Here is a 23100-nt window from a genome sequence, read left to right as displayed (position 1 = left end):
ATTAGCTTTTTATTGAGAAAGATGAGAATTTACCTGATTGGATACATGGGCTGTGGAAAATCGACGCTAGGACGGAGGCTGGCCAAACACGCTGGCCTTGAGTTTGTCGATATGGATCATTACATTGAAAAACGCAACTGCAAAACAATTCCCCTGATTTTTTCAGAAGAAGGAGAGGCCGAATTTCGCAAGAAAGAACGTAAAGCGTTGGAAGAACTTGCTGAGTTTTCCGATGTGGTTATTGCCACAGGCGGAGGCGCTCCCTGCTTTTTCGATAACGTGGATTTGATGAACCGAACCGGGCAAACCATTTACCTGAACATTGATCCCAAGATTTTAGCCGACCGCCTGTTGAATTCTAAAACCGAACGACCGCTAATCAAAGGAAAATCTAAAGAAGAGCTTGTTGCATTTATTGACGAAACCCTTAATAAACGCAACGAGTTTTACACGAAGGCACATTTTCAAATTACCGATCCGGATATTCTGCTGGACGATATTATGAAGATGGTCAACAGTTAGCTTTTGTTACTATTCTTTTCTGTAACAGTTCCTTCTCAGTTTATTAAATGAAAAAAGCCATCTGTTTAAAACAAATGGCTTTGTATAAGTTTGAAAACTAATTTCTTATTGTTGGTCACCGTCTTCGGTTGCTGGAGCTGGTGCATTTTCGTCGGTTGTTGCTTCCGGAGCTGTGGTCGGGAAGTTCGGAACCTGAGTAGGATCTACTGCGGTTTCAACTTGTTCTCTTACTCTGGACTGTTCCTGGCCTATTTGTTCACGAGGAATAAAAGCGGAACCCATAATGGAAAGTACAAGTAATGCACCGGCTAAAACCCAGGTTGCTTTTTCCAGAAAATCGGTGGTTTTGCGAACACCCATAATCTGGTTTGATGATTGAAAATTACTGGCCAATCCACCACCTTTTGAGTTCTGTACCAATACAATTAATATCAACAGAACACAAACGATAAAAATTAAAACTGTGATTAATGCGTACATCGTATGTCAGTTAAATGTTTTTTAATTTTTCTATTTCTTCAATTCGGGTTGCAAAGTAAACATTTTTTTCCGGATATTTCAAGCTTAATTTTTGAAAAGCTTCCAGCGCTTTATCGTATTTCTTCTGCTCGAAATAAATCGTGGCCAGGGTTTCGGTAACCAGTTCGTCATTTTCTGCCACCGATTTTGCGATTATTTCATTTTCAGAATCTTCTAGATGTTTTTCGCGACTGATTTTCCCGATTTTCATGGGACCTGGTTGCGCCGACAGAAATTTGTCGATAAGACTATTTCCTGAAAGACTTTTGCCTGAATCTTCAATAATGTATCCTGACGAAGCAGACGTTTGATTTTCGAAATTTGTATTTCCTGATTTTTTTCTTTTTCCCGGGTTTAAAATCCGGTACAACTGTTTTCTGTCTGCAACGAGTGGCGCTGCTTTTTTTAGCTCCGATTCGAAATCAGAGGCGCCGGTATTTTGCAGGTTTTTAAGATATAACAGCCGGGCCGATTGAAAATACGGGTATTTTTCGGTTAGCTCTTTCAGCTCTGTAAGAGTTTCCTGATTCAGCAAATTCGTATTATCCAGGAGATTGTAAAACTGTTCTTTTTGCATGACTACCAGTTTGCCAGTGTGGCGTTAAAAATGTCTTCGGTCAATTTTGTAATAATTTCCGGAACCAGCCCGTCTTCCACGGCGCTAAGCGAGCTTGTGGCATCAAAATCTTCATAAGCGGAGAATGTCTGCTCAATGTTTTGGTCGGGATCAATGTTGTTGGTGTATTTTACACGTACTGAAATTGTTAACCGGTTCAGCGCTGCCATATCTTCTTTTTGAATTGACATGGGGCGAACGTCATATCCAGTAATTTGGCCTTCGAAAATGAGGTCACCGTCTTCGGCAAGCTCATTAAGCGGAGTTTGGCGTTGCAGTTTTTCACGCAGGGATTCTGTAAACGACTGGCTTAGAGTCGGATTTATCAAACGTGCCCGGTTGGGAAAATAGTAAACCGAGAATGTTTTTACGGCAGGGGAGATGTTTGCCCCGGTAAATGAGTAGGAAACTCTGCACGAATTGACGACGGCCGCCAGCAGAATTATTGTAAAAAATGAAACAAGCCTTTTTTGCATTTTCTAGCCTTTAATGTTATGCTCTTTAATTTTTCTGTAAAGTGTCCGCTCCGAAATACCCAGCTCTTCAGCGGCATATTTTCTTTTCCCGTTATGTTTCTCCAGCGCTTTTTTTATCAGTTCAATTTCTTTGTCTTCCAACGATAAAGATTCCTCAATTACTTCTTCGGTATCCTGAATATTGTTTTTGTCGATGTGAGGAATATGCACCGGTTTTGGCTGGTGATCGTTTTGCGAAAAATTGATGTCTTCCGAATCGTAAAGGTTGCGAATGATTTGCGCCTGATCGTGAGAAATAGGAGCTTCCTTGTTTTCCATAATATCGAAAACCAGCTTTTTCAAATCATTCATATCCTTTTTCATATCGAAAAGGATTTTGTAAAGTATTTCCCGTTCGTTTGAAAAGCCTTTTTCTTCTGTTTTTGAAAATACTGCCGGCAGATTTTTCGAAGTGAGCGACGGAAGGTAGCGCTGCAAAACATCACCTGTAATTTCTCTGTTTTGTTCAATAATCGAAATTTGCTCGGTAATGTTTTTTAGCTGTCTAACGTTCCCCGGCCACCTGTAATTTTCTAGCAGAACGCGGGCTTCATCGTTCAGCCTTACCGAAGGCATTCGGTATTTCTCTGCAAAATCGCGTGCAAATTTGCGAAACAGCAAATGAATATCCTCGGGGCGCTGCCTTAGCGGAAGAATGGTAATCGGGACAGTGTTTAATCTGTAGTACAAATCTTCTCTGAACTTTCCTTCTTCAATTGCCGTCGGAAGATTTACGTTGGTGGCGGCAATTACCCGCACATCGGTTTTAATAACTTTTGAAGAACCCACCCTGATGAACTCTCCTGTTTCTAATACGCGCAGCAGTCGTACCTGGGTTGAAAGCGGGAGTTCTCCAATTTCATCAAGGAAAATTGTTCCTCCGTCCGCTTCCTGGAAATAACCTTTCCGGTCGGAAAGCGCACCGGTGAACGAGCCTTTTTCGTGGCCGAAAAGTTCTGAATCAATTGTTCCCTCAGGAATGGCGCCGCAGTTTACAGCAATGTAATTTCCGTGCTTCCGGCTCGAAAACTGGTGGATAATCTGAGGGAAAACTTCTTTCCCGGTTCCGCTTTCTCCTGTAATTAATACTGAAAGGTCTGTGGGAGCAACCTGCACCGCTACTTCAATAGCCCTGTTTAGTCCCGGAGAATTACCAATTATTTCAAACCTTTGTTTTATATCCTGAAGATCCATTGTCTTTTGTTATTCAAATAAGACGACAAATTTACAATTTTTCGCCGGCAATACTCCCGAACCGTTTTCAATTAACTTTTTTTCTGTTTTATAAGATTGTATAACAACATTTTTCTTCGATTTTGAGAACCGGATTTTATAATCGTTATCTTTGGCACACGAAATTTTTTAGAAGAACAGAATGGAATTTGTTGCAATTATACCTGCACGCTTTAAATCTACCCGTTTCCCGGGAAAACCACTGGCAATGCTCGGAGGAAAACCGGTAATTCAGTGGGTTTATGAAAATGTAAAACAGGCGCTTGACAATGTTTGGGTGGCGACCGACGACGATAGGATTTTTAACGAAGTTGAAGCTTTTGGCGGGAAAGCTGTTTATACCGAGTCAACACACAGAAGTGGTACCGACCGCTGTGCAGAAGCAGCAAGATCGTTGAAAAAAGACATTCAATTTGATGTTGTAATTAACGTGCAGGGCGACGAGCCATTTATTAAAGCAGACCAGATTCGGCAGTTGATGGCTTGTTTTGATGGGAATACTGAAATTGCCACGTTAATAAAAGCGATAGATTCTGCCGAAGAGTTGTTTAATCCCAACCGCCCAAAAGTTGTTCTCGGAAATGATCAAAAGGCACTGTATTTTAGTCGTTCGCCAATACCGTACGTCAGGGGCGAAAAAGAGAGCGACTGGTTGCTGACAAACACATTTTGGGCGCACATAGGAATGTATGCGTATACCAACGAAGTTTTGCAGCAGATAACCAAGCTGACCCCCGGAAAGCTTGAACGTGTTGAAGCACTAGAGCAGTTGCGGTGGCTGGAAAACGGATTTCAGATAAAAACTGCGGTAACCGAATTTCAGAGTATCGGAATTGACACGCCTGACGATTTGAGGGTGGCAGAGGAGTTGCTGATGAAATAAAAAGGCACAAAATTTGCTGATTAGGTGGAGAAATCGTAAATTATCAGTTATGAAACGATTAATAATAGCAGGTTTGTTTTTTGTTTTTGCTTTCTCCGGGTTTGCTTTTAGCCCGGGCAATAATTTTTACGACCAAACCCAGCCATCGTTAATGGATAAAGATCGTTTCGAATTGAAGATTTATCCCAATCCAACAGAAACCGGACAAGTTACCCTGGAAATGAACAAAGGAGAGATCTCCGAAATCAGGTTAATTAATATTGCAGGGAAAGAGGTTGTTTTACGAAAAATGGATTTTGCTACGCCAAAATATACGTTAAGGTTGGAGCGAGTTCCCAGCGGTATTTATTTTGTAAGGGTAAAAACCGCCGAAAACAAAATGGTGGTTAAAAAACTCGTGGTTTCTTCTCACTGAAGAAGTTTCTTTTCTTCCCGATAAAAAGACATACTTAGTTTTTCAATAGAGGTTTAAGCGCTCCTGTTTCAGGAGCTGAATCTTTTTTGGGCTTCTTCCAAAATTGCAATTGTTGCAGTTGCCCCGCACCGTGAGCATCCCGCTTTTTGTACAGCCAGTAATCCGTCGAGCGTGCGCACTCCTCCGGCAGCTTTTACTTTTACTCCCGGCCCGACATTCTTTTTCATTAACTCCAGGTTTGGAATGGTTGCTCCGGTGTAACTGTACTTCCCGCCGTCACCTTTTACAAATCCGAAACCGGTTGATGTTTTTACATAATCAGCACTCACCTTGGTGCAAATTGCGCAAAGTTTTACGATGTCACTCTCTTTTGTAACGTAGTCGGTTTCGAAAATTACCTTGACAATAGCGCCGTTTTCGTGGCATTTTTTTGTTACAGCGCCTACTTCCTTTTCAATGTAATTCCAGTCGCCCTGTAATGCCTTGCCAATGTTAATCACCATGTCTATTTCCTCTGCGCCGTCGTTGCAGGCTGTTTCCGCTTCAAATATTTTTACCGGAATAGCAGAGTTGCCGGCAGGAAAACCAATTACGCAACCTACTAAAACATCAGTGCCTTTCAGAAATTCACAAGCCTGTTTAACTGCGTAAGGTTTTACGCAAACCGATGCCACGTCATATTTTTTTGCCACTTCGCATTCTCTTTTCAGGTCCTCATCAGTTAATGTGGGATGAAGAATGGAATGGTCGATCATTTTCGCGAGTTGTTTAATTTTATCCATTGTTGAGTTTTTATTTGTCAATTGTTTGAAAAACCAGTTGTCTGAATTTCCATCCGGTCTGGTCGTTAACCGGGCCCTGGGTTTGTTTCATAATAATCCCGATTACATTTTCTTTTGGGTCGGCAAAATACTGGGTATTAAAATAGCCGCCCCAGTCAAATGTGCCTGCACTTCCCAACCCGCCTTTGGTTTCTCCACCTTCCGACAGAACGGCAAAGGCCAGCCCGTAATATTTTTCATTTCCTCCATACAACTGTCCGGTTTGGTTTTTCATTATTGTATTGATTGTGGTTTTGCTTAAAAGCCTGACTCCGTTGTATTCCCCGCCGTTCAGGTACATTTGCAGCAGTGTTGCGTAATCTTTTGCCGTACTGGAAAGACCGCCTCCTCCGGAGAAAAATGTCTTTGCTCCTTTTATGGGATAATCAGCATCATAAGAAGAGTCCGGAAGTTTTTTCCACTTCTCGTCCTCTTTGTATTGAACCGCAACCAACCTTTCTGCTTTTTTGTCGGGCAGGTAAAAATAGGTGTCGTTCATCCCCAGCGGGTCAAAAATTCTTGTTTTCAGAAATTGATCGAAAGGCATTCCTGAAACCACTTCAATAAAATAACCGAGTACATCCAGCCCTTCGCTGTATGTGTAAGCTTCTCCGGGGTGATGATGCAGTGGCATTTTTGCCAGCTTTTTTATATTTTCTGAGATGGTTATGTTTTCTGTGGTAAAGGCGTCAATAATGCCTTCTTTGCCAAAAATCATTCTGAATCGTTCGTCCCTGTCAATGGCGCCGTATCCAATTCCTGACGTGTGTGTGAGCAAGTGCCTTATTGTAATTTGTTTGTTGGCGGGAACTCCGATCCAGGTGGTGTCACTGTATCTGAATGAACTTAAAACCTGCGTATTTTTAAATTCAGGAATGTATTTTGAAATCGGGTCGTCGAGGCGAAATTTTCCTTCTTCCCAAAGCATCATTACTGCTGTTGCTGTAACGGCTTTTGTTTGCGAAGCGATGCGAAATATGTCGTCGCGTTTTAGTTTTTTCCCGGCCTGGTTGTTTGCCATTCCGTATGCTTTCCAGTGCACAATTTTTCCGTTGCGGGCAACCAGAGAAACAATTCCAGGTAAATCGTTGTTGGCAACTGCATCTTCGCACATTTTGTCGATTCGTGCCAGCCTCTCGGGCGAAATACCAACACTTTCCGGGGCGACTTCGCTTAAAACCGGAGATTTTTTGATGGATTTTGTTTGTGCATTTCCTGCGGTAAAAAGGACAACTGACAGAAAGAATGAAATAAAAAGTTTTTTCATTATCAGGTGTTTAAATGATTTTTTTTTATCGGTATTTTTTCTGCCTCTAATTTAGGGAAATTACTCCAACACTTCATGTCTTTTGTTAATTCGTTATTAAAGTTCAGAATAGATTACTTCGGTTTTTTGCTCATTATACGTCGAACTTTTTGGAAAGCGAGAGGCCGGGAAATGCCCGGTTGCAGCATTTAATGCAAGCGTGAAAGGAGCCTTTGTGTAATAGGTTTTTCTAATTTTGATAGCGAAAATTAAGCTTAAAAATTGATTAAGCTTAATTTGTGAGTAACATGTAATAATCACAAACGTTTATCTTTGTAACGATTTAACCAGAAAGTTATTTAATCGTAATACAACAATCTTGTTTCTACGCAGGATGTAATTATTAATCGAAACAATAAAAATATAAGTTATGTTGCCAAAAATAAATCCGATGACCACGAATGCCTGGGAAAAACTTGAAGATTATTATTTCAATTTTGAGGGCACTCATATGAAAGAAATTTTTGAAAAGGATCCTGAGCGGTTTCAGAAATATTCGTTAGAATTTGAAGATATTCTTGTTGACTTTTCAAAAAACATTGTTGACGATAAAGTGCGCGAATTGCTTGTTGAACTGGCACGCGAATGCGGACTAAGGGAAGCAATTGAAAGCATGTTTTCCGGAGAGAAAATTAATGCGACAGAAAACCGTGCCGTTTTGCATGTGGCTTTGCGTAACCGTAGCAATACGCCGGTTTTAGTTGACGGGAAAGACGTGATGCCCGAGGTTAATGCCGTGCTCGACCAAATGAAAGCATTTTCTGAAAAAGTGATTTCAGGCGAGTGGAAAGGTTACACCGGAAAAGCAATTACCGATGTTGTAAATATTGGAATTGGAGGTTCAGACCTTGGCCCGTTAATGGTAACCGAAGCACTGAAACCTTATAAAAACCATCTCAACCTGCATTTCGTTTCAAATGTGGATGGAACTCATATTGCAGAAACATTGAAAAAGGTAAATCCGGAAACCACACTTTTTATTGTGGCTTCAAAAACATTTACTACGCTGGAAACCATGACAAATGCAAATACTGCCCGCGACTGGTTTCTTAACGCAGCTAAAGATGAAAGCTTTGTGAAAAAGCATTTTGTTGCTGTTTCTACCAACGAAAAAGAAGTTGCCAAATTCGGCATCGACACTAAAAATATGTTCCGGTTTTGGAACTGGGTGGGAGGCCGTTACTCACTTTGGTCTGCCATCGGACTTTCCATTGTTTTAGGCATTGGTTACGAAAATTACATCAGTCTTCTGGAGGGAGCTCACGCAATGGACAAACACTTCAGAAACTCTGAATTCGATAAAAACATTCCGGTGATTCTTGCAGTTTTTGGAATTTGGTACAACAACTTTTTTGGTGCCGAAACTGAAGCAATTTTACCTTACGACCAGTACATGCACAGGTTCTCAGCTTATTTCCAGCAGGGAAATATGGAAAGCAACGGAAAATATGTGGATCGCAACGGAGAAATGGTTGAATACCAAACCGGCCCGATTATCTGGGGCGAACCGGGAACCAACGGTCAGCATGCATTTTACCAGCTTATCCATCAGGGGACTAAACTGATTCCGTGCGATTTTATTGCTGCTGCAATAAATCATAACAAAGTTGGAGATCATCAACAAAAATTGCTGGCTAACTTTTTTGCACAGCCCGAGGCGCTTATGGCCGGAAAAACAGAAGAACAGGTTGTTGCCGAGTTAAAAGCCGCCGGCAAAACAGAAGAGGAAATTGCATTTCTGACTCCGTTTAAAGTATTTCCCGGTAATGTGCCTACCAATTCAATTTTAGTAAAAAAACTGACTCCGCATGTTTTGGGATCGTTGATTGCCATGTACGAGCATAAGATTTTTGTGCAGGGAATTATCTGGAACATATTTAGTTTCGACCAATGGGGCGTTGAACTGGGTAAACAGCTGGCAAGCGCAATTCTTCCGGAACTGTCGGGCAACGAACCGGTTGTGGGGCACGACGTATCTACAAACGGATTAATTAACGCCTATAAAAAGATGCGATAGAAAAATGGCACAGACGTTAGTTTAACGCCTTAAAGTCAACTAATATCGGCTTGTTATCAATAAAAAAGCCTTCAAGGGTTCAAAACTTGAAGGCTTTTTTAGGTTCAAAACCTGTTTGAATAACTGATGATTTACTGCAGGTAAACTGCTTTGAATTTGGCAAGCGGCGCCATTCGAGCTTTGTTGAGAATAAGTTCGTCGCCGTTGTTGTTGTAATTATCGACCGTTTGAAGAACGTTCAAAAATTCACTTTCCAGTTCCATCTCCGGGCATGCCATTCTGGTGGTGGCCAGTGGCGAAAACTTAATTTGGTTACCGTCCAGCAATTCATACGTTCCGTTAAAATTGTTGCAGCCTGCATTTCCAAAAACGCGGTTGTCTGAAACTTTAAGAATGAGATGAGGCTCGCGGTTTTGGAAACTTCCCTGATCGATTTTTTTGCCCCTCAGCTCAACCAGTTTCCAATAGGTCTCAACAATAGTAGTTCCTCTTTTTCTCAATATGTAATTTGCGGCGAGGTCTCCCAAAATCCGATTCCCGTCCATGTCGAGTTTAAACAACTGGTTTTCGCCAACCAGGTATTTTTCAGAATTTTTCTGAATGTTTTTTCCCTTTAGGGTTATTTTGCTTCCGTTTTTATCCCATTCAAATTTACCTGACGACTGGAAAACAGTTTCGTCTTTGTCCGTATATTTTAAGGCCATTGTATAAGTCAGGTCTTCTGATAATGTGATTTCTGTTTGAATCCCTTCGCAATCGGCGCATGGTAAAAAACCTGCGTAGGTTCCTGCCCAATCCAGCGAATTTCTGGAAGTATCCATAGAATATTCTTGTTTGTTCTGTGCTTTTTTTACTGTGTTACAAGAAACTAAAACGGCAAGTAAAAACGTAATAAGAAAAATTGTTTTTGTTTTCATGATTTGTGTTTTAAAAATTAAACTTAAAGAAGGTGCTTTAGTTCATCTTTAGGGCTAACTGAGCTATTTCTTTTTTAGAAGGAATATTTTCGTATAAAATTCGGTACACTGCTTCGCAAATGGGCAGGGAAACATTGTATTGTTTGTTAATTTCATGAATAGAGCGCGAGGCATAGTAACCTTCTGCCACCATGTTCATGTCTAAAAATGCATTTCGTACCGAATAACCCCTGCCGATAAGTGTGCCCAGCAAACGGTTGCGGCTGAATTGCGAATAGACGGTAACGAGCAAATCACCCAAATAGGCAGAGTCTTTAATGTCGCGGGTTATGGGATGTACGGTGTCAACAAACCGCTTTATTTCATGAATTGCATTGGAAACCAACACCGCCTGAAAGTTGTCTCCGTACCGAAGTCCGTGTGCAATTCCGGCTCCGATAGCGATTATATTTTTCATTACCGACGTGTATTCTGTTCCCCAAATATCGTCTGAAATGGAGGTGTAAATGTATTCGCTTTGAATTAGCTTAGCAAAGTTAGTCGCCTTGGTTTCTTCAATGCTTGCTACCGTCAGGTACGACAGTTTTTCGAGGGCTACTTCTTCCGCGTGACTCGGGCCGGCAATTACTCCGACGTTTTCGTACGGTACGTTGAAATAGTTTTTCAGGTATTCCACAACCAGAAGATTGTCATTGGTAACAATTCCTTTTATTCCCGACAAAAAGTATTTGCTGCTGAGGTCAGTTTTCAATCCGCCAAGAATTTCGGGCAAAAATGCAGACGGTACGGCCAATACAATAATGTCTGAATTATCTACCAGCGTATCAACATTGTTAAAGAAATTAATTTGTTCCACATTAAATTCCACGCTTTGGAGATAACGCGGGTTGTAACCTGTTTCTCTGAATGTGTCAATGGTTTCCGTCTTTCGAAAAAACCAGTTGATTTGCCCAACGTTTTCCAGCAGCATTTTAGAAATAGCAGTAGCCCAGCTTCCGCTTCCAATAATGCCTATTCTGTCTGTTTTTATATTCATCCCAATTGTTTTCGGGATGCAAAAATAAGAAGATTGTTAAACTTTTGTTTCATTTACTGTAATTGTTGTATTTTCATGGTTCAAATCAATAAAATAAATCTTTAGACCATGTGTAACTATGTTCTGGCCTTTGATTCGGGAACCACGAGTAACAGGGCTATTCTTTTTAATCATTCTGGAGAAATTGTCGGTACTGCGCAACAGGAGTTTGAACAGATTTATCCTCAGCCTGGCTGGGTTGAACACAACCCCCGCGATATTTGGGAAACTCAGTTGAAAGTGACCCGCGATGCAATTGAAAGTAACAATGTTTCTCCTTCTGACATTGCCGGAATTGGAATTACAAATCAGCGCGAAACAACCGTAGTGTGGAACCGCGATACCGGAGAACCGGTTTACAATGCCATAGTTTGGCAGGATCGTCGCACTGCAGGTATTTGCGATGAGTTGAAAGCTCGCGGCCTGGAGCATTTTTTTATCGAAAAAACAGGGCTGGTTATCGATGCTTATTTTTCCGGAACGAAAATTAAATGGATTCTCGATAATGTTGAGGGAGCGCGCGATTTGGCAAAAGCGGGCAAACTGGCATTTGGCACTGTGGATACCTGGCTTATTTGGAAACTCACTGGCGGAAAGTTGCATGTAACCGATGTTACCAACGCCTGCCGGACACTCCTTTTTAATATTCATACTTTAGAATGGGACGACGAGTTGTTGGAGATTTTGGGAGTTCCGAAAGAGATACTTCCGGAAGTAAAACAAAGTAGCGAAGTTTACGGAAAAACCGAACCGGAGTTGTTCGGAGGCGAAATTCCGATTGCCGGAATAGCTGGCGACCAGCAGGCTGCACTGTTCGGGCAAATGTGTATTAAAGAAGGGATGGTAAAAAATACATACGGTACCGGCTGTTTTGTGATGAAAAATACGGGAAGCAAACCCATTGCGTCTAAACATAATCTGCTTACAACAATTGCCTGGCAAATAAACGGCAAAACTACATACGCGCTCGAAGGGAGCATTTTTGTTGGTGGCGCTGTGGTCCAGTGGCTTCGCGATCAACTTGGAATCATCAGATCATCAGCAGAAATTGAGGAGCTGGCATCTCAGGTGCCCGACAGCGGCGGGGTTTCGTTTGTACAGGCGTTTGTGGGGTTGGGTGCACCACACTGGGATCAGTATGCAACCGGAACCATTATCGGGTTAAGCCGCGGTACCGGAAAAGCTCATATTGCCCGCGCTGCATTGGAGGCAATTGCCCTGAGCTCAATGGAGGTAATTAAAACAATGGCAGAAGATTCGGGAATAAAGGTTAACGAGCTGAGAGTTGACGGAGGTGCCGCCGTAAATAATCTGTTAATGCAAATTCAGTCTGATGTGATTAACATAAATGTTGTTCGTCCGAAAATAACTGAAACCACTGCTTTGGGAGCTGCATATCTGGCCGGCCTGGCAACCGGATTTTGGAAGGATTTGGAGGATGTGAAGAAACAGTGGCAAGTGGATCGGAAATTTGAGCCTGCAGCAGACAAGGGGAAATTGAAAAAACTAATTGCCAATTGGGAGAAAGCCGTTAAAAGAAGTAAGGCCTGGTACGAGTCGTTCTAAAAGGTTTGTCTGCATTTCTAAAAAACAGAGGTGACGGGTGTTTGCAAAAACTTGTTTCTGGAACAAATTGAACAATATAACACAGTTGCAAAAGATTATTATTTCGAAGATTAAAATTTACATATATGATTGAATATTTTGGAGAGTTTTTAGGCACGTTTATTTTGATTCTGCTTGGGAATGGCGTTGTCGCCAGTGTGAATCTGGATAAAACTCATAGTCACGCAAGTGGATGGATTGTTATAACAGCAGGGTGGGGCATGGCCGTTTTTGTAGCTGTGCTGGCAACTGCCGACATCAGCGGGGCACATATTAATCCTGCCGTTACGCTGGGGTTGGCATTTAGCGGTTTGTTCGAATGGGTAAAAGTTGTGCCTTTTATTCTGGCTCAAATGCTAGGGGCAATGCTGGGAGCTTTTGTTGTTTATGTATTTTTTAAGAATCACTTTAAAATAACAACCGCCAAAGGTGTAAAAAAAGCTTGTTTTTGCACATCGCCGGCTATAAGAGATTTTAAAAACAATTTTTTCTCGGAAACGGTAGGAACTTTCGTTCTTGTTTTAGCCGTGCTGTTAATTACAATGCCGCAATTGCAATATGAAAGTCTCGGAAGCAGTAAAGTCGGATTGGGATCTTTAGGGGCACTTCCGGTGGCATTGGTGGTGTTTTCACTCGGACTGAGTTTGGGAGGAACCACCGGTTATGCAATTAATCCTGCCAGGGATTTGGGGCCGCGGATTGTTCACGCTCTAATTCCATTAAAAAACAAAGATAACAGCGATTGGCAGTATTCGTGGATACCAGTTTTAGGCCCGGTGGCAGGTGCCGCCTTAGCCTCACTGGTTCACTATTTTATTACCTGTAATTGTGCGTAGTCTTTTTTTTGAAAAAAAAAATAAACTTTTTTGGAAATGAAAAAAGGTTTATTACATTTGTAGCGCAATACGTTCTGTATTGCTTGTGTGTTTGGGGGTTAACATTTGAGGGCAGCTGATGAGCTGCCCTTTCTTTTTGGACTTTTTTTAAGTATTTAATGGACTCTTTCCATGGTTCAAAACGCAGGCACCACTTTTTTGCACCACAGTATTTTCCCTTTGTTAACTAAAAAAATGATATATTTATAAACGTTTTTTAACCGTTGAACCAAATTCGGATTTGCCATGGGAAATCATAATAAAAGCAAAAATCAGCAACTTGGTGCGCTGAAAAACCAGATTGATTTTTTGAAAGCAATTATTAACGGCGATCTCTCTTTTAACTTAGGTGACGAAAAATTCCCCTTACCCACCCAAGAACCCGAGAAGGAACTTAGGATAGCGCTTGCAGGTATTTTATCGGAAAAAGACAAGTACCGTGATTTGTTTGAAAATGCTCCTGCAGGCTACGCAATTCTTGATGCGTCGTTTCATCTGACGGAAATAAATGAGAGAGGAAAAAAGTTGTTAAGCATTGAAGAAGATGTTGCGGGAAAGCTTTTCTCTGACTTTATTGCTGAGAAGGATCTCGAGCCGTTTCAGTTTTTTCTAAAAGGGTTAAAAGCAGGAAAAGACGATGAGGAAAGCCGCGTGACTCTGAAAAATGCCTCCGGGGTTTTTGCGTTCAGGGGAGTTGCCTGCGGTGTTGATGAAAAAAAAGAGCAGTTGTACAGAATTATGTTTTTCAATACTTCATGTGCTGAAAAAACTAAATCAGAACAAAGCAACAATGGCAATTCAACTGAAACAGAGGTGTTGTCTTTGGATGGCGCGCCAGCGTCTTCACCAAAAAAGGTCACTACTGATGAGGTATTGGGAAAACTGACCGTTTTGATAACTGACGATGATGAAATTGCCCGTGTTTATTTAGGCGAGTTGCTTCGGAATAAATGCAAAACGCTTTTGTATGCGAAAAACGGAAAGGAAGCAGTTGAGTATATTGTTGATGGAGTTCATGTTGACCTCGTTCTTATGGATATAAAAATGCCGATAATGGATGGGTACTCGGCTACTATTAAAATTAAAGAAGTTAACAAGGACATTATTATTGTGGCGCAAACGGCATATGCGCTGGCCAGCGATCGTGAAAAAGCACTGGCTGCCGGATGTAACGATTACCTTGCTAAGCCTCTTGTAAAAGAAGATTTGTTTTCTGTTATCGAAAAGTTTTTCAAACGGGCATAAAGCAAAAATGCCCGGGAAATATTCCCCAGGCATTCGTGTAACTATCGGTATTTTTTAGTTTTCAATTCCTGCGATGGCAGCGCCAACAAGGCTTGAATTTTTTACTTCTACAATTTCGTAGTACCGCTGGTTTTTACCCGAAAGAAATTCCTGAAGGAACCCCTCAAACATTTTTCTGAAGTTTTTCAGTTTGTAAAAAGTTGTTCCTTCAATAGTCATTAATACAGGTTTTTCGGCAGATTTTGCTTTGTCTGTTTTTATTATAACTGCGCCCAGGTTTGCAGCTACCAGCTTGGCTGCCCGTTCAATCATGGCCTCAATAATTTCAGCAGCCGTTTTTTTGTCTTCATCTGTAACCAGGCTGCTGGTGAGGATGTTTTCTTCCAGATCGATTCCACAAACAAACTTATTTACTTCTTCCGAGCAAAGTTCAGGCAGTGTTTTTAGGTTGACCTGGGTTTCTTTGCTGAAAGCACCTTCTTCGCCTGCAACTTTTAAAGCTGTCGTACAAAGTCCTCCGAAATATCCTCCGGCAAACATTTTCTCAAAAGAATACCTGTCTGGATTTTTTGTTTGTTTGTCAAAAAGTTGGTCAATGTCGGTGCGTGGTACTTTCCCAAAATTCCCGGATTCAATATTTATTATCTGACTTTTGTCCGAATCGAGGCCTGATGTTTTTGTTATGTTTTTATTATTTTCAATGTAGCAGGTATTTGTGCCTGTTCCCAGAATGAACCCTATATATGTGTCATAGGTTTTTCCTGCGGTGGCTGCTTTTCCGGCAAGCAGGGTTGCAACTGTGTCGTTCAGTAAAACCAGTTGCTTTTCCGGTGTCCCCATCGCTTCAAGCATTTTTTTGCCAACCATTTCTCCAATTACTTCGGGCGCTTTCACTTCCTTGCTCCATTCCAGTAATTTACCGTCTTTGTTAGGGAAAATCTCAACTGCATACGAAAAGCAGAACCCTATTTTTTCTGAATCGGTTTTGTATTCCTCAAGGTATCCTGCCATAACTTTAAAGAATTCTTCTTTCGATAATTCTTTATCAACAGCAGGCATTTTCCCGTTTTTCAGCTTTTCTGTAACAAGTTGCATGTTCTCGTCGAAATATATTTTTGCCGTACGAAAATTGGTGCCGCCTGCGTCGATGGCTATTACCGGCTGATTGGGCTGTAGATTTTTGTTGGCCTCTATGTATGTCGGGATCATCATGAGCGAGCTTTGCTCGTTCTGTAAGCCGGCATCCATTTCGTCTAAAAATGAATGAACCACTTCTTGAATGTCAATCTTATCTGCAGTGAGCTGATGGTTTTTTAAGAATATTTGTGCTTTGTTCATATTAGAAAAATTATGTTGAGAACTGTATTTTACTATAATGCATTTTCAATTTTGAATACCCATGCGTAGGGGCTTGGATTGGAAATGGGAGATAACGCTGGCGGGGTTATTCGCACGGTATTCCCTGATTTTTTCGATTTTACGTTTCCGTCGAAGCCCAACATTGAAATTTTGCCTGAATTTTTAATGCCTTTCACAGTAACTGGTTCCGTCGGAAATTCAGTGCATAGCACATACAGGTTGTTCCCTTTTTTGGTGAAGAAAATATTTTCTGCAGTATTTTCTTTAGAACCATCCCACTTGCGGGTTTCGTAAATGGCTTCGCCGTTTATGTTGAGCCAGTTGCCCATGTCCATAAGTCGTTGCTGCTGAATCACAGGAATTCTGCCATCAGCAGTAGGCCCTACATCGAGCAAAAGATTTCCGCCACCTGCAACCTTTGCAACAAGCAAATCTACAAGCGCATCTGACGTCATGTAATTGTCCAGATTCTCTACCTGGTTGTACCCAAATGATGTTCCTATTCCCCGGCATTCTTCCCAGGGGCGCTCAACTTCGCCTACTCCTTCGTTGTCATGAACTAAATCGTATTCCGTAGTATAAATGCCTCCATGTACACCACGTGTTTTTTTCCCCCAGCGGTCGTTAACAACAACCCGATCCTTTACCGGAGATTCGTTGTAGAGCCATGCCAGAAATTCTGTGCTTTTCCATTTGTCGCTAGTGTGCTCCCATTCGCCGTCTGTCCATACAATATCAGGTTCGTAACGGTTAACCAAGTCTTTCATTTGGGGAATCATATGGTCATCTACATATTTGTCGATGTTTTTCCGGTACAGTGGGTTGTACCATTCGTACAACGAGTAATAAAATCCCATGTGCAAACCGGCTTTTTTTACGGACTCAGAGAGGTCTCCGCACAAATCGCGATGAGGGCCAACGTCAACACTGTTCCAGTTCCAGGCTTGCTCGCTGGGCCAAAGGGTAAAACCTTCATGATGCTTAGATGTGAGCACTACGTATTTTGCCCCTGCCTTTTTGAAAACTTCAGCCCAGTAGTCGGGTTCGAAATGCTGGGCTTTCCACATGGGAGCGAAGTCCTGGTATTTAAAGTTCTCCCCGTAGGTCTCATTATGATAGTCTCTGAAAATCTTTCCTGATTTGCTGTTTTCGTTTTTTCTCCACCAGTACCATTCTGAATACTTGGCATAAACTCCTTCAATATTTGCGGGAGCCCAGGCCGGGACTGAATAAACTCCCCAGTGAATGAAAATGCCAAACTTCACGTCTTCAAACCACTGTGGTACTGGTCTGCTATCTATGGATTCCCACGTAGGTTGATATTTTTGTGCGAAGAGTTGTGTGGTGAAAAATAATAGTAAAATGGGGATAAGGATTTTTTTCATTTTTAGTAGTTATTTGATTATTGTAATTTGATTTCAGCGAAAGTTGTAATATGTTACGGCTGTAAAAAGTTCTAACCGTTTTGTCGTTTCCCAAAGAAATTTTGGAAGGGAATAGTTGTTTTTAAGAAAGCAAGATTTGCAGATTGTATGCATGCTCTGTATTGCGTCATTCATAGTTGTTTTGTCTTTTTGCTTTATCTGGCTGTACCGTTTTTTGTTTTTAGTCGGTTAATATAGTTCAAAATAGTGACTTGGAAAATTGGGGACGTAAAATAGTGTGCTCCAGGTAAAAAAAAGTGTTTCTTGTTAAGCATACTTAGGAACCGGGTAGCTGTAAATACAAGAAAAGAGGCCGTTTTTACAACCTCTTTTCTTGTATGAAAGTTATTCAGCCCACGGCACAAGCGGTGAACGATAAAAATCGATTTCCATATTTTTGAACCTTTTCCCGTGAGCAGCCAATCTGAGTTTGTATTCGTCCCAGTTGCGGAGTTCCGGGGCGGTCCATCCGATTTCAGCATATCCTGCAAGCCTTGGAAAAACCATGTATTCCAGTTCATCTATATTGGTAACGGTTTCTGTCCACAACGGAGCTTCTATTCCCAAAATATTTTCTTTGGTAATGCCTTCAACTAATGTTGCCGGATTCCATGAGTAACCGTGGTCAACTTCAATGTAGCCGGCCCAGTGTAACCCCAGGTACGTTGTAGAATCGTATTGCATGTCGAGGTATGCCCTTGCTGCAGGCGACATAATTACTTGAGTACCTTTGTTAACTCCTGTTGTGGTATTTTTTACATTAGACCAGAATTGAACCGTTGCGCCTTCCACCGGGGTGGCATTGGCAATTTCGTCCCAGCCAATTACTTTTTTCCCGTGTTTCGTGATAATTTCCTGTACACGATTGATAAAATAAACATAGTCGTCGTGTTCGGTAACAAGTGATTCGTCGCCGCCAATATGAAACCAGGGGCCCGGAGTCAGTGCTGAAATTTCGCGAACGACATCGTCAATGAACTGGTAGGTAACATCTTTGTCGGTGCAAAATGTGCTAAATCCAACTTCTGTACCGGTGTAAAGGTCAGTGGCTTTTCCATCGCAGTTTAATTCGGCGTACGAAGCCAGCGCTGCGTTGGTGTGCCCGGGCATGTCAATTTCCGGAACAATGGTAACATTTCTTTCCTGTGCATATTTTACAATGTCAGAAAATTGTTCCTGGGTGTAGAAACCACCTTCGCCACCACCAACTTCAGTGCTTCCGCCAATTTCAGTCAGTTTGGGCCACGATTTGATTTCAATGCGCCAGCCCTGATCATCAGAAAGGTGCATGTGTAGAATATTCATTTTGTAAGAAGCCAGAAAATCGATGACTCGTTTTACGTCTTCAACATTAAAGAAGTGACGCGATACGTCCAACATCATACCACGAAAGCCGTATTGGGGAAAATCGCGGACTGTGCCTGTCGGAATTTTTAATGAAGCAGCTTCTGTTGCTTTTACCGGCAGTGTTTGCAACAATGTTTGAATAGCGTAGAAATTTCCGGCTGCGCTTTTTGCTTCAATTTTGATGAGCTTTTTGGCAATGTTTAAAACGTATCCTTCTTCTCCCAAATCTTCCAGGTCAGAAGCAGAAAGAAAAATTCCTTTGGCCGGAGCTTTGTCAGTCGGCTGAACCTTCAGATCCAACCCTGAAATACGGTTTAGTTCAGTAGATAAATACTGAGCTGTTTGTTCGAGCTCTTCAATTCCTTCCTGAAACCAAATGGTTGTAGCGTACGATAAATTAAACGCTTCTCCTGTAGCTTCAACCGTTGCCGGCTGCGGAATAAAGCTGGTTTTTGTAAGATCTGTAGGTTCTTGCTGGCTGCAGGAACTCAATAAAAACAGGCCAACGCTGGTTAGCATGGCAAGAAAAGTTGATTTTTTCATCTCTGTATAATTTTTAAAGTTATTCAGTGTTTCGATTTCAATTCGTTAATGCCTGGTTACAGCATTGCTTTTTTGTTCAGTTTGAATTGAATTCGGTTTTTAAAAAATTTAATTACTGCACGCAAAGTTACTTGAATTATCCCAAAGTGATGTTTGCTTTTTTCAAAACCATAAGGAAAAACTTGTGATTTTGGCTCTGTTTTGAGGCGAGTTGGCTGATTTGAGAAGGAATTGTTGTTTTGCAGAGTTGAAGTAAAACGTTTTCGCGCAGTGTTTTTGTAATAATCTGATGAATGCTCCGGTTAAAAGAGTGTTAGATAATGCCAATTTTTTTCATTAAGAAGGTAGCGTTCATGGTTTTTGTAACACCATCGGTAAGAAGGTAGTCAAAAATCATTTCGTCATTATTCAGCGTTATTTCGAAACATTTATTGAAAACCATTTGCGGGTATTCGCTTTCCATCTCGCTGATTTTTAGGTCGTGCGTGGCGATTAAGGCAACTGCTTTTAATTCCAGAAGTTTACGGATAAGTTCGCGCGAGCCATTGAGCTTGTCTACCGAGTTCGTTCCTTTTAATATCTCGTCGAGGATTACAAATATTTTTTCACCGTTTTTCAGACGGTCGAGAACCGTTTTTATGCGTTTTAACTCAGCAAAAAAGTAGGACTCATCTTTCAGCAGCGAATCGGTAGTTCGCATGTTGGTGTAGACTTTAACAGGGCTGAAAACCAATTGCTCTGCACAAACGGGAGCTCCTGTACGTGCCAGAATCAGGTTAACCCCAACGGTGCGTAAAAATGTACTTTTCCCGGCCATGTTTGCGCCCGTAATAATCATTGCTTTTCCCCACCCGTTAATCGAGAGATTGTTGCACACCCGCTTTTTTGCAGGCAATAGCGGATGGCCAAGTTGTGTCGCCTGCAATGCAAAACCGCCTTCGTGAATTTTCGGATAAACAAAGTCCGGATGCTCGTAAGCCATGTTTGCCAGACTGATTAGTGCATCGGTTTCTGCAATAACTTCGAGCCACGAAGCCAGCTTTTTCCGGTTGCTCCGGTGCCAGTTCCATAATTTATAGGTGCATCGCACATCCCACAAAAAAATGGAGTTCAGAACCATATTAACGATAAGATTCTGACGGTATTCAAATTGGTTGACCAGCTTTTTTAGTTGGCGAATGGTGTCGCTTGCCCGGCCGGGCTTGCTTACTTTTTGTTGCAGTTCTAAAAGAAATGGCGACTGGAATTCCCGTTGTTCAATAAATTCCAGCAGTTGTTTATATTTCTCAAGTAGTTCCGATTTTCGTCCGAAAAACTGATAGTAGCGGGTAATTGTTTTGAAGGAAAACCCCAGAATTCCCCATTGAATAAATACCATTAAAGCGACCCAAAAGTTGGAAACCCCCAGAAATGCAGGGATGGTTGACAAAATGGTAAGGAGTGGAATAACAATAAATGAAGCGCGGATGGCAGCAGGCCGTTTTAACTGGAGCTCAGTTTCAGACCAACGTTTTATTTCTTCGTTCAATTCGTTCGTCTCCTTAAAAAGATGTCCGTTGGCCAGAAAGTGAAGACGCCAGTTGGGGATGGCCGACAGTTCGCGAATTGCTTCCTGCCGCATTTCTATTTCCGCTTTTCCCAGCGGAGGAGACTGTAGCCAGCTTGCCAGCAACTGTTTTCCGCTCAATGTAGAGGTGCGGTTGATGAACTGAAAAAGAGAGCCGTCTCCGAACAGATCCAAATCGTAAGAATTAAAATGAGCAGGGTTTAGAAATTCCTGGCCGTTTTCGAAATGGTTGAACTGATGTTTCAGTGCGAGAAGTTCGTCTTCGGTAATCTTTTTTAATGCCTCCAGCCTTTTTTTCTTTTTTTCCAGTTGCACATTCTTTTTTATCAAAAAGAAAAAGAGTAAAAGAAAGAACAACGATGGTAAAATGGTAATCCAGCCTTTCCACCCCCAAATTGCAACCGGAACAAAAATAAGACAGAAGGCAATCAGTCGATACCAAACCCAGATCCTTATTTTTTGTGAAATTGCTTTTATTTTTAACTGGTAATTATCGTATTTCGAACGATAAAACTCGGCGGCAGCAGGCTCCATAATTATAAGTAGTTGTAATGATGAAGAATGGAGGTCATGATTACTACAGTGACTGCCAATACCGAGAAAACCAGAAAAATAATGCCTGACTGCCCGGGAGCCAGCCCTGTGGATTTGATTTTAGGATTTCTGGCCAGAAAGAAGTGAACTTCGAAAAACATCAGAGCTTTGTATGTTGCTACGCCAACCAGCCAACCCAAAACTGCACCGCCTAAAATGTCAAGCGGGTAGTGCACGCCCGAATAAATGCGGGAGTATGAGAAAAGTACTGCCCAAAACAGCATTAAAAACCAGTAGCCCTTGTTTTTGAAAAGGCGTGTGGATAGCGCAAATAATGCAAAGGAGTTGGCCGCATGCGAAGAAACAAACCCATGCAGTCCGCCTTTTCGTAAAACATTATGAACAAGATGTTCTATTTCCGGATTGTAAACCGGTCGCAGTCGCTGAATGGTTTCTTTTAGCAACACCGACAACTGGTCGGCAAGCAGTATAGTGAGCGCCACAAAAACCACAACCAGCCACCATTTGCTTTTGAAGTTTTTGAAAACGAAAAAAAGAATAACCGCAAAAAATGGAATCCACGTTTCTTTCCGGGTAACCATCAGCATTATTGTGTCCCAAAAGTCGTTATGGAAGCTGTTAAGGTAGAGAAAAAATTCCGTGTCAAAGTCCAGTATTTTCTGCAGGTATGCCATCAGCTATTCAGTATTTCCCAGATTGTGTCTTTTAGTTGCTGAACGTTGTAGCCGGTAACAGAAGAAAAAAACAGGTGCGGAATTCCTTTTAGTTCTGTGCTGATTTCTTTCATCAGTTCCTGATCGAGCATGTCGGCTTTGCTGATGGCCAAAAAGCGTTGTTTGTCCAGCAGTTCGGGGTTGTATTTTTCCAGTTCGCTCAGCAGAATGTTGTATTCTTTCAGGTGGTCTTCACTGTCTGCCGGCACCATAAACAGCAACATCGGGTTGCGTTCGATGTGTCGCAGAAACCGCAATCCCAGTCCTTTCCCTTCGTGGGCTCCCTCAATAATTCCTGGAATATCGGCCATCACGAACGAACGTTGCTCGCGGTGTCCTACAATGCCCAGGTTAGGAGTGAGGGTAGTAAACGGATAGTCGGCAATTTTGGGTTTTGCTGCAGATACTACCGATAACAGGGTTGACTTTCCGGCACTGGGGAAACCCACCAGCCCAACGTCTGCCAACACTTTCAGTTCAAGTATTTTCCAGCCCTCTTCTCCGTCTTCTCCGGGTTGTGCGTAGCGTGGAGTCTGGTTGGTAGACGTTTTGAAATGGTCATTTCCCTGTCCGCCGCGTCCACCTTTCATCAATGTTTTTTGCTGGCCGTGCTCGGTTACTTCAAGAATAAACTCTCCTGTTTCACCATCGCGAACAATGGTTCCGAGTGGTACTTCCAGTATAATATCTTCCCCGTCGGCACCAGTCATTCGCTGAGCTCCGCCTGATTCGCCGTTTCCGGCTTTAATGTGTTTTTTATACTTCAGGTGAAGTAACGTCCATTTGTGCTCGTTTCCTTCCAGAATGATGTGGCCGCCACGTCCGCCGTCGCCACCATCCGGACCGCCTTTGGGAATATATTTTTCCCGCCGCAAGTGGGCTGAGCCTGCTCCTCCCTGTCCCGATTTGCAAAATATTTTTACGTAATCAACAAAATTCGATTCTGCCATCTTTTTTATCCTGTTTCAGATTGTTGTAAAACGGGGCATTTCAGTCGTAAAGAAACTTCAGCGTTTGCGGAAGCGTTT

21 protein-coding genes are annotated in these 23100 nt (G+C 42.0%); 7 read left to right on the top strand and 14 right to left on the bottom strand.

The window, feature by feature from the left end; all coding sequences use genetic code 11:
• Nucleotides 1–21 precede the first annotated feature (21 nt).
• A complete protein-coding gene (locus BUB08_RS07720) occupies nt 22–522 on the top strand; it encodes a shikimate kinase (RefSeq protein WP_073000443.1) in 501 nt (166 codons plus the stop codon).
• 105 nt (nt 523–627) lie between these two features.
• Here BUB08_RS07720 and secG read toward each other — a convergent pair whose 3' ends face one another.
• From secG to BUB08_RS07700, 4 genes are read right to left on the bottom strand one after another with little or no spacing between them, the layout of a single operon-like run.
• Entirely contained in the window at nt 628–1002 is a 375-nt protein-coding gene (gene secG, locus BUB08_RS07715) for a preprotein translocase subunit SecG (RefSeq protein ID WP_073000441.1), read from the bottom strand.
• A gap of 10 nt (nt 1003–1012) precedes the next feature.
• Nucleotides 1013–1618 (bottom strand): tetratricopeptide repeat protein, encoded by a 606-nt coding sequence (locus BUB08_RS07710; protein WP_073000439.1) that lies wholly within the window; start codon nt 1616–1618, stop codon nt 1013–1015.
• Nucleotides 1619–1620: 2 nt separating this feature from the next.
• On the bottom strand, nt 1621–2133 hold the full coding sequence (locus BUB08_RS07705) for an LptE family protein (protein ID WP_073000437.1): 513 nt from the start codon (nt 2131–2133) through the stop codon (nt 1621–1623).
• Nucleotides 2134–2136: 3 nt separating this feature from the next.
• Nucleotides 2137–3366: a sigma-54 interaction domain-containing protein gene (locus BUB08_RS07700; protein WP_073000435.1), complete on the bottom strand. Its 1230-nt coding sequence runs from the start codon at nt 3364–3366 to the stop codon at nt 2137–2139.
• 181 nt (nt 3367–3547) lie between these two features.
• Here BUB08_RS07700 and kdsB point away from each other — a divergent pair, with 181 nt between their 5' ends.
• Together kdsB and BUB08_RS07690 are read left to right on the top strand one after the other, a co-directional pair.
• The gene (gene kdsB / locus BUB08_RS07695) at nt 3548–4288 is read left to right on the top strand and encodes a 3-deoxy-manno-octulosonate cytidylyltransferase (protein WP_073000434.1); all 741 of its coding nucleotides are present in this window, start codon (nt 3548–3550) and stop codon (nt 4286–4288) included.
• A gap of 49 nt (nt 4289–4337) precedes the next feature.
• Nucleotides 4338–4703, top strand: a complete 366-nt coding sequence (locus tag BUB08_RS07690; protein WP_073000433.1) for a T9SS type A sorting domain-containing protein — start codon at nt 4338–4340, stop codon at nt 4701–4703.
• A 68-nt stretch (nt 4704–4771) separates the two neighbouring features.
• On the opposite strand, the gene deoC is transcribed toward BUB08_RS07690, so the two are convergent.
• Nucleotides 4772–5485 (bottom strand): deoxyribose-phosphate aldolase, encoded by a 714-nt coding sequence (deoC, locus tag BUB08_RS07685; protein ID WP_073000432.1) that lies wholly within the window; start codon nt 5483–5485, stop codon nt 4772–4774.
• Between the two features lie 10 nt (nt 5486–5495).
• A complete protein-coding gene (locus tag BUB08_RS07680) occupies nt 5496–6791 on the bottom strand; it encodes a serine hydrolase domain-containing protein (protein ID WP_073000431.1) in 1296 nt (431 codons plus the stop codon).
• Nucleotides 6792–7200: 409 nt separating this feature from the next.
• Between BUB08_RS07680 and pgi the strand changes: the two genes are divergently transcribed.
• Complete coding sequence (gene pgi / locus BUB08_RS07675) at nt 7201–8847, top strand: glucose-6-phosphate isomerase (protein WP_073000429.1); 1647 nt, start codon at nt 7201–7203, stop codon at nt 8845–8847.
• 131 nt (nt 8848–8978) lie between these two features.
• Here pgi and BUB08_RS07670 read toward each other — a convergent pair whose 3' ends face one another.
• Both BUB08_RS07670 and BUB08_RS07665 read right to left on the bottom strand, forming a co-directional pair.
• Nucleotides 8979–9764, bottom strand: a complete 786-nt coding sequence (locus BUB08_RS07670) for an META domain-containing protein (protein ID WP_139249642.1) — start codon at nt 9762–9764, stop codon at nt 8979–8981.
• Between the two features lie 37 nt (nt 9765–9801).
• Nucleotides 9802–10800, bottom strand: a complete 999-nt coding sequence (locus tag BUB08_RS07665; protein WP_073000427.1) for an NAD(P)H-dependent glycerol-3-phosphate dehydrogenase — start codon at nt 10798–10800, stop codon at nt 9802–9804.
• A 108-nt stretch (nt 10801–10908) separates the two neighbouring features.
• Between BUB08_RS07665 and glpK the strand changes: the two genes are divergently transcribed.
• The 3 genes from glpK to BUB08_RS19990 all read left to right on the top strand — a co-directional run bounded on the left by glpK (nt 10909) and on the right by BUB08_RS19990 (nt 14564).
• Entirely contained in the window at nt 10909–12405 is a 1497-nt protein-coding gene (glpK, locus tag BUB08_RS07660) for a glycerol kinase GlpK (protein WP_073000425.1), read from the top strand.
• A 125-nt stretch (nt 12406–12530) separates the two neighbouring features.
• Nucleotides 12531–13280, top strand: a complete 750-nt coding sequence (locus tag BUB08_RS07655; protein ID WP_073000423.1) for an MIP/aquaporin family protein — start codon at nt 12531–12533, stop codon at nt 13278–13280.
• A 285-nt stretch (nt 13281–13565) separates the two neighbouring features.
• Complete coding sequence (locus tag BUB08_RS19990) at nt 13566–14564, top strand: response regulator (RefSeq protein WP_083570643.1); 999 nt, start codon at nt 13566–13568, stop codon at nt 14562–14564.
• A gap of 54 nt (nt 14565–14618) precedes the next feature.
• On the opposite strand, the gene BUB08_RS07645 is transcribed toward BUB08_RS19990, so the two are convergent.
• From BUB08_RS07645 to obgE, 6 genes are all read right to left on the bottom strand, one after another.
• Entirely contained in the window at nt 14619–15902 is a 1284-nt protein-coding gene (locus BUB08_RS07645) for a hexokinase family protein (RefSeq protein ID WP_073000421.1), read from the bottom strand.
• Between the two features lie 32 nt (nt 15903–15934).
• The gene (locus BUB08_RS07640) at nt 15935–17308 is read right to left on the bottom strand and encodes an alpha-L-fucosidase (RefSeq protein WP_073000419.1); all 1374 of its coding nucleotides are present in this window, start codon (nt 17306–17308) and stop codon (nt 15935–15937) included.
• Between the two features lie 384 nt (nt 17309–17692).
• Nucleotides 17693–19237 carry a beta-N-acetylhexosaminidase gene (locus BUB08_RS07635; protein ID WP_073000417.1) on the bottom strand — a complete coding sequence of 515 codons (1545 nt, stop codon included), beginning with the start codon at nt 19235–19237 and terminating at the stop codon, nt 17693–17695.
• Nucleotides 19238–19550: 313 nt separating this feature from the next.
• Nucleotides 19551–21338 carry a MutS-related protein gene (locus BUB08_RS07630; RefSeq protein WP_073000416.1) on the bottom strand — a complete coding sequence of 596 codons (1788 nt, stop codon included), beginning with the start codon at nt 21336–21338 and terminating at the stop codon, nt 19551–19553.
• A 2-nt stretch (nt 21339–21340) separates the two neighbouring features.
• Nucleotides 21341–22033 carry a phosphatase PAP2 family protein gene (locus tag BUB08_RS07625; RefSeq protein WP_073000414.1) on the bottom strand — a complete coding sequence of 231 codons (693 nt, stop codon included), beginning with the start codon at nt 22031–22033 and terminating at the stop codon, nt 21341–21343.
• The gene (gene obgE, locus BUB08_RS07620) at nt 22033–23022 is read right to left on the bottom strand and encodes a GTPase ObgE (RefSeq protein WP_073000412.1); all 990 of its coding nucleotides are present in this window, start codon (nt 23020–23022) and stop codon (nt 22033–22035) included. The genes BUB08_RS07625 and obgE overlap by 1 nt, the downstream gene beginning before the upstream one ends.
• Between the last annotated feature and the right edge of the window lie 78 nt (nt 23023–23100).

Origin of the sequence: Mariniphaga anaerophila, assembly GCF_900129025.1 — a bacterium.
Taxonomy (GTDB): Bacteria; Bacteroidota; Bacteroidia; order Bacteroidales; family Prolixibacteraceae; genus Mariniphaga; species Mariniphaga anaerophila.
This window is presented reverse-complemented; position numbering and strand designations above follow the sequence as displayed.

Coding starts and splice junctions, on each gene's coding strand:
- BUB08_RS07720 (WP_073000443.1), top strand. CDS start 22: ATGAGAATTTACCTGATTGGATACATGGGCTGTGGAAAATCGACGCTA.
- secG (WP_073000441.1), bottom strand. CDS start 1,002: ATGTACGCATTAATCACAGTTTTAATTTTTATCGTTTGTGTTCTGTTG.
- BUB08_RS07710 (WP_073000439.1), bottom strand. CDS start 1,618: ATGCAAAAAGAACAGTTTTACAATCTCCTGGATAATACGAATTTGCTG.
- BUB08_RS07705 (WP_073000437.1), bottom strand. CDS start 2,133: ATGCAAAAAAGGCTTGTTTCATTTTTTACAATAATTCTGCTGGCGGCC.
- BUB08_RS07700 (WP_073000435.1), bottom strand. CDS start 3,366: ATGGATCTTCAGGATATAAAACAAAGGTTTGAAATAATTGGTAATTCT.
- kdsB (WP_073000434.1), top strand. CDS start 3,548: ATGGAATTTGTTGCAATTATACCTGCACGCTTTAAATCTACCCGTTTC.
- BUB08_RS07690 (WP_073000433.1), top strand. CDS start 4,338: ATGAAACGATTAATAATAGCAGGTTTGTTTTTTGTTTTTGCTTTCTCC.
- deoC (WP_073000432.1), bottom strand. CDS start 5,485: ATGGATAAAATTAAACAACTCGCGAAAATGATCGACCATTCCATTCTT.
- BUB08_RS07680 (WP_073000431.1), bottom strand. CDS start 6,791: ATGAAAAAACTTTTTATTTCATTCTTTCTGTCAGTTGTCCTTTTTACC.
- pgi (WP_073000429.1), top strand. CDS start 7,201: ATGTTGCCAAAAATAAATCCGATGACCACGAATGCCTGGGAAAAACTT.
- BUB08_RS07670 (WP_139249642.1), bottom strand. CDS start 9,764: ATGAAAACAAAAACAATTTTTCTTATTACGTTTTTACTTGCCGTTTTA.
- BUB08_RS07665 (WP_073000427.1), bottom strand. CDS start 10,800: ATGAATATAAAAACAGACAGAATAGGCATTATTGGAAGCGGAAGCTGG.
- glpK (WP_073000425.1), top strand. CDS start 10,909: ATGTGTAACTATGTTCTGGCCTTTGATTCGGGAACCACGAGTAACAGG.
- BUB08_RS07655 (WP_073000423.1), top strand. CDS start 12,531: ATGATTGAATATTTTGGAGAGTTTTTAGGCACGTTTATTTTGATTCTG.
- BUB08_RS19990 (WP_083570643.1), top strand. CDS start 13,566: ATGGGAAATCATAATAAAAGCAAAAATCAGCAACTTGGTGCGCTGAAA.
- BUB08_RS07645 (WP_073000421.1), bottom strand. CDS start 15,902: ATGAACAAAGCACAAATATTCTTAAAAAACCATCAGCTCACTGCAGAT.
- BUB08_RS07640 (WP_073000419.1), bottom strand. CDS start 17,308: ATGAAAAAAATCCTTATCCCCATTTTACTATTATTTTTCACCACACAA.
- BUB08_RS07635 (WP_073000417.1), bottom strand. CDS start 19,237: ATGAAAAAATCAACTTTTCTTGCCATGCTAACCAGCGTTGGCCTGTTT.
- BUB08_RS07630 (WP_073000416.1), bottom strand. CDS start 21,338: ATGGAGCCTGCTGCCGCCGAGTTTTATCGTTCGAAATACGATAATTAC.
- BUB08_RS07625 (WP_073000414.1), bottom strand. CDS start 22,033: ATGGCATACCTGCAGAAAATACTGGACTTTGACACGGAATTTTTTCTC.
- obgE (WP_073000412.1), bottom strand. CDS start 23,022: ATGGCAGAATCGAATTTTGTTGATTACGTAAAAATATTTTGCAAATCG.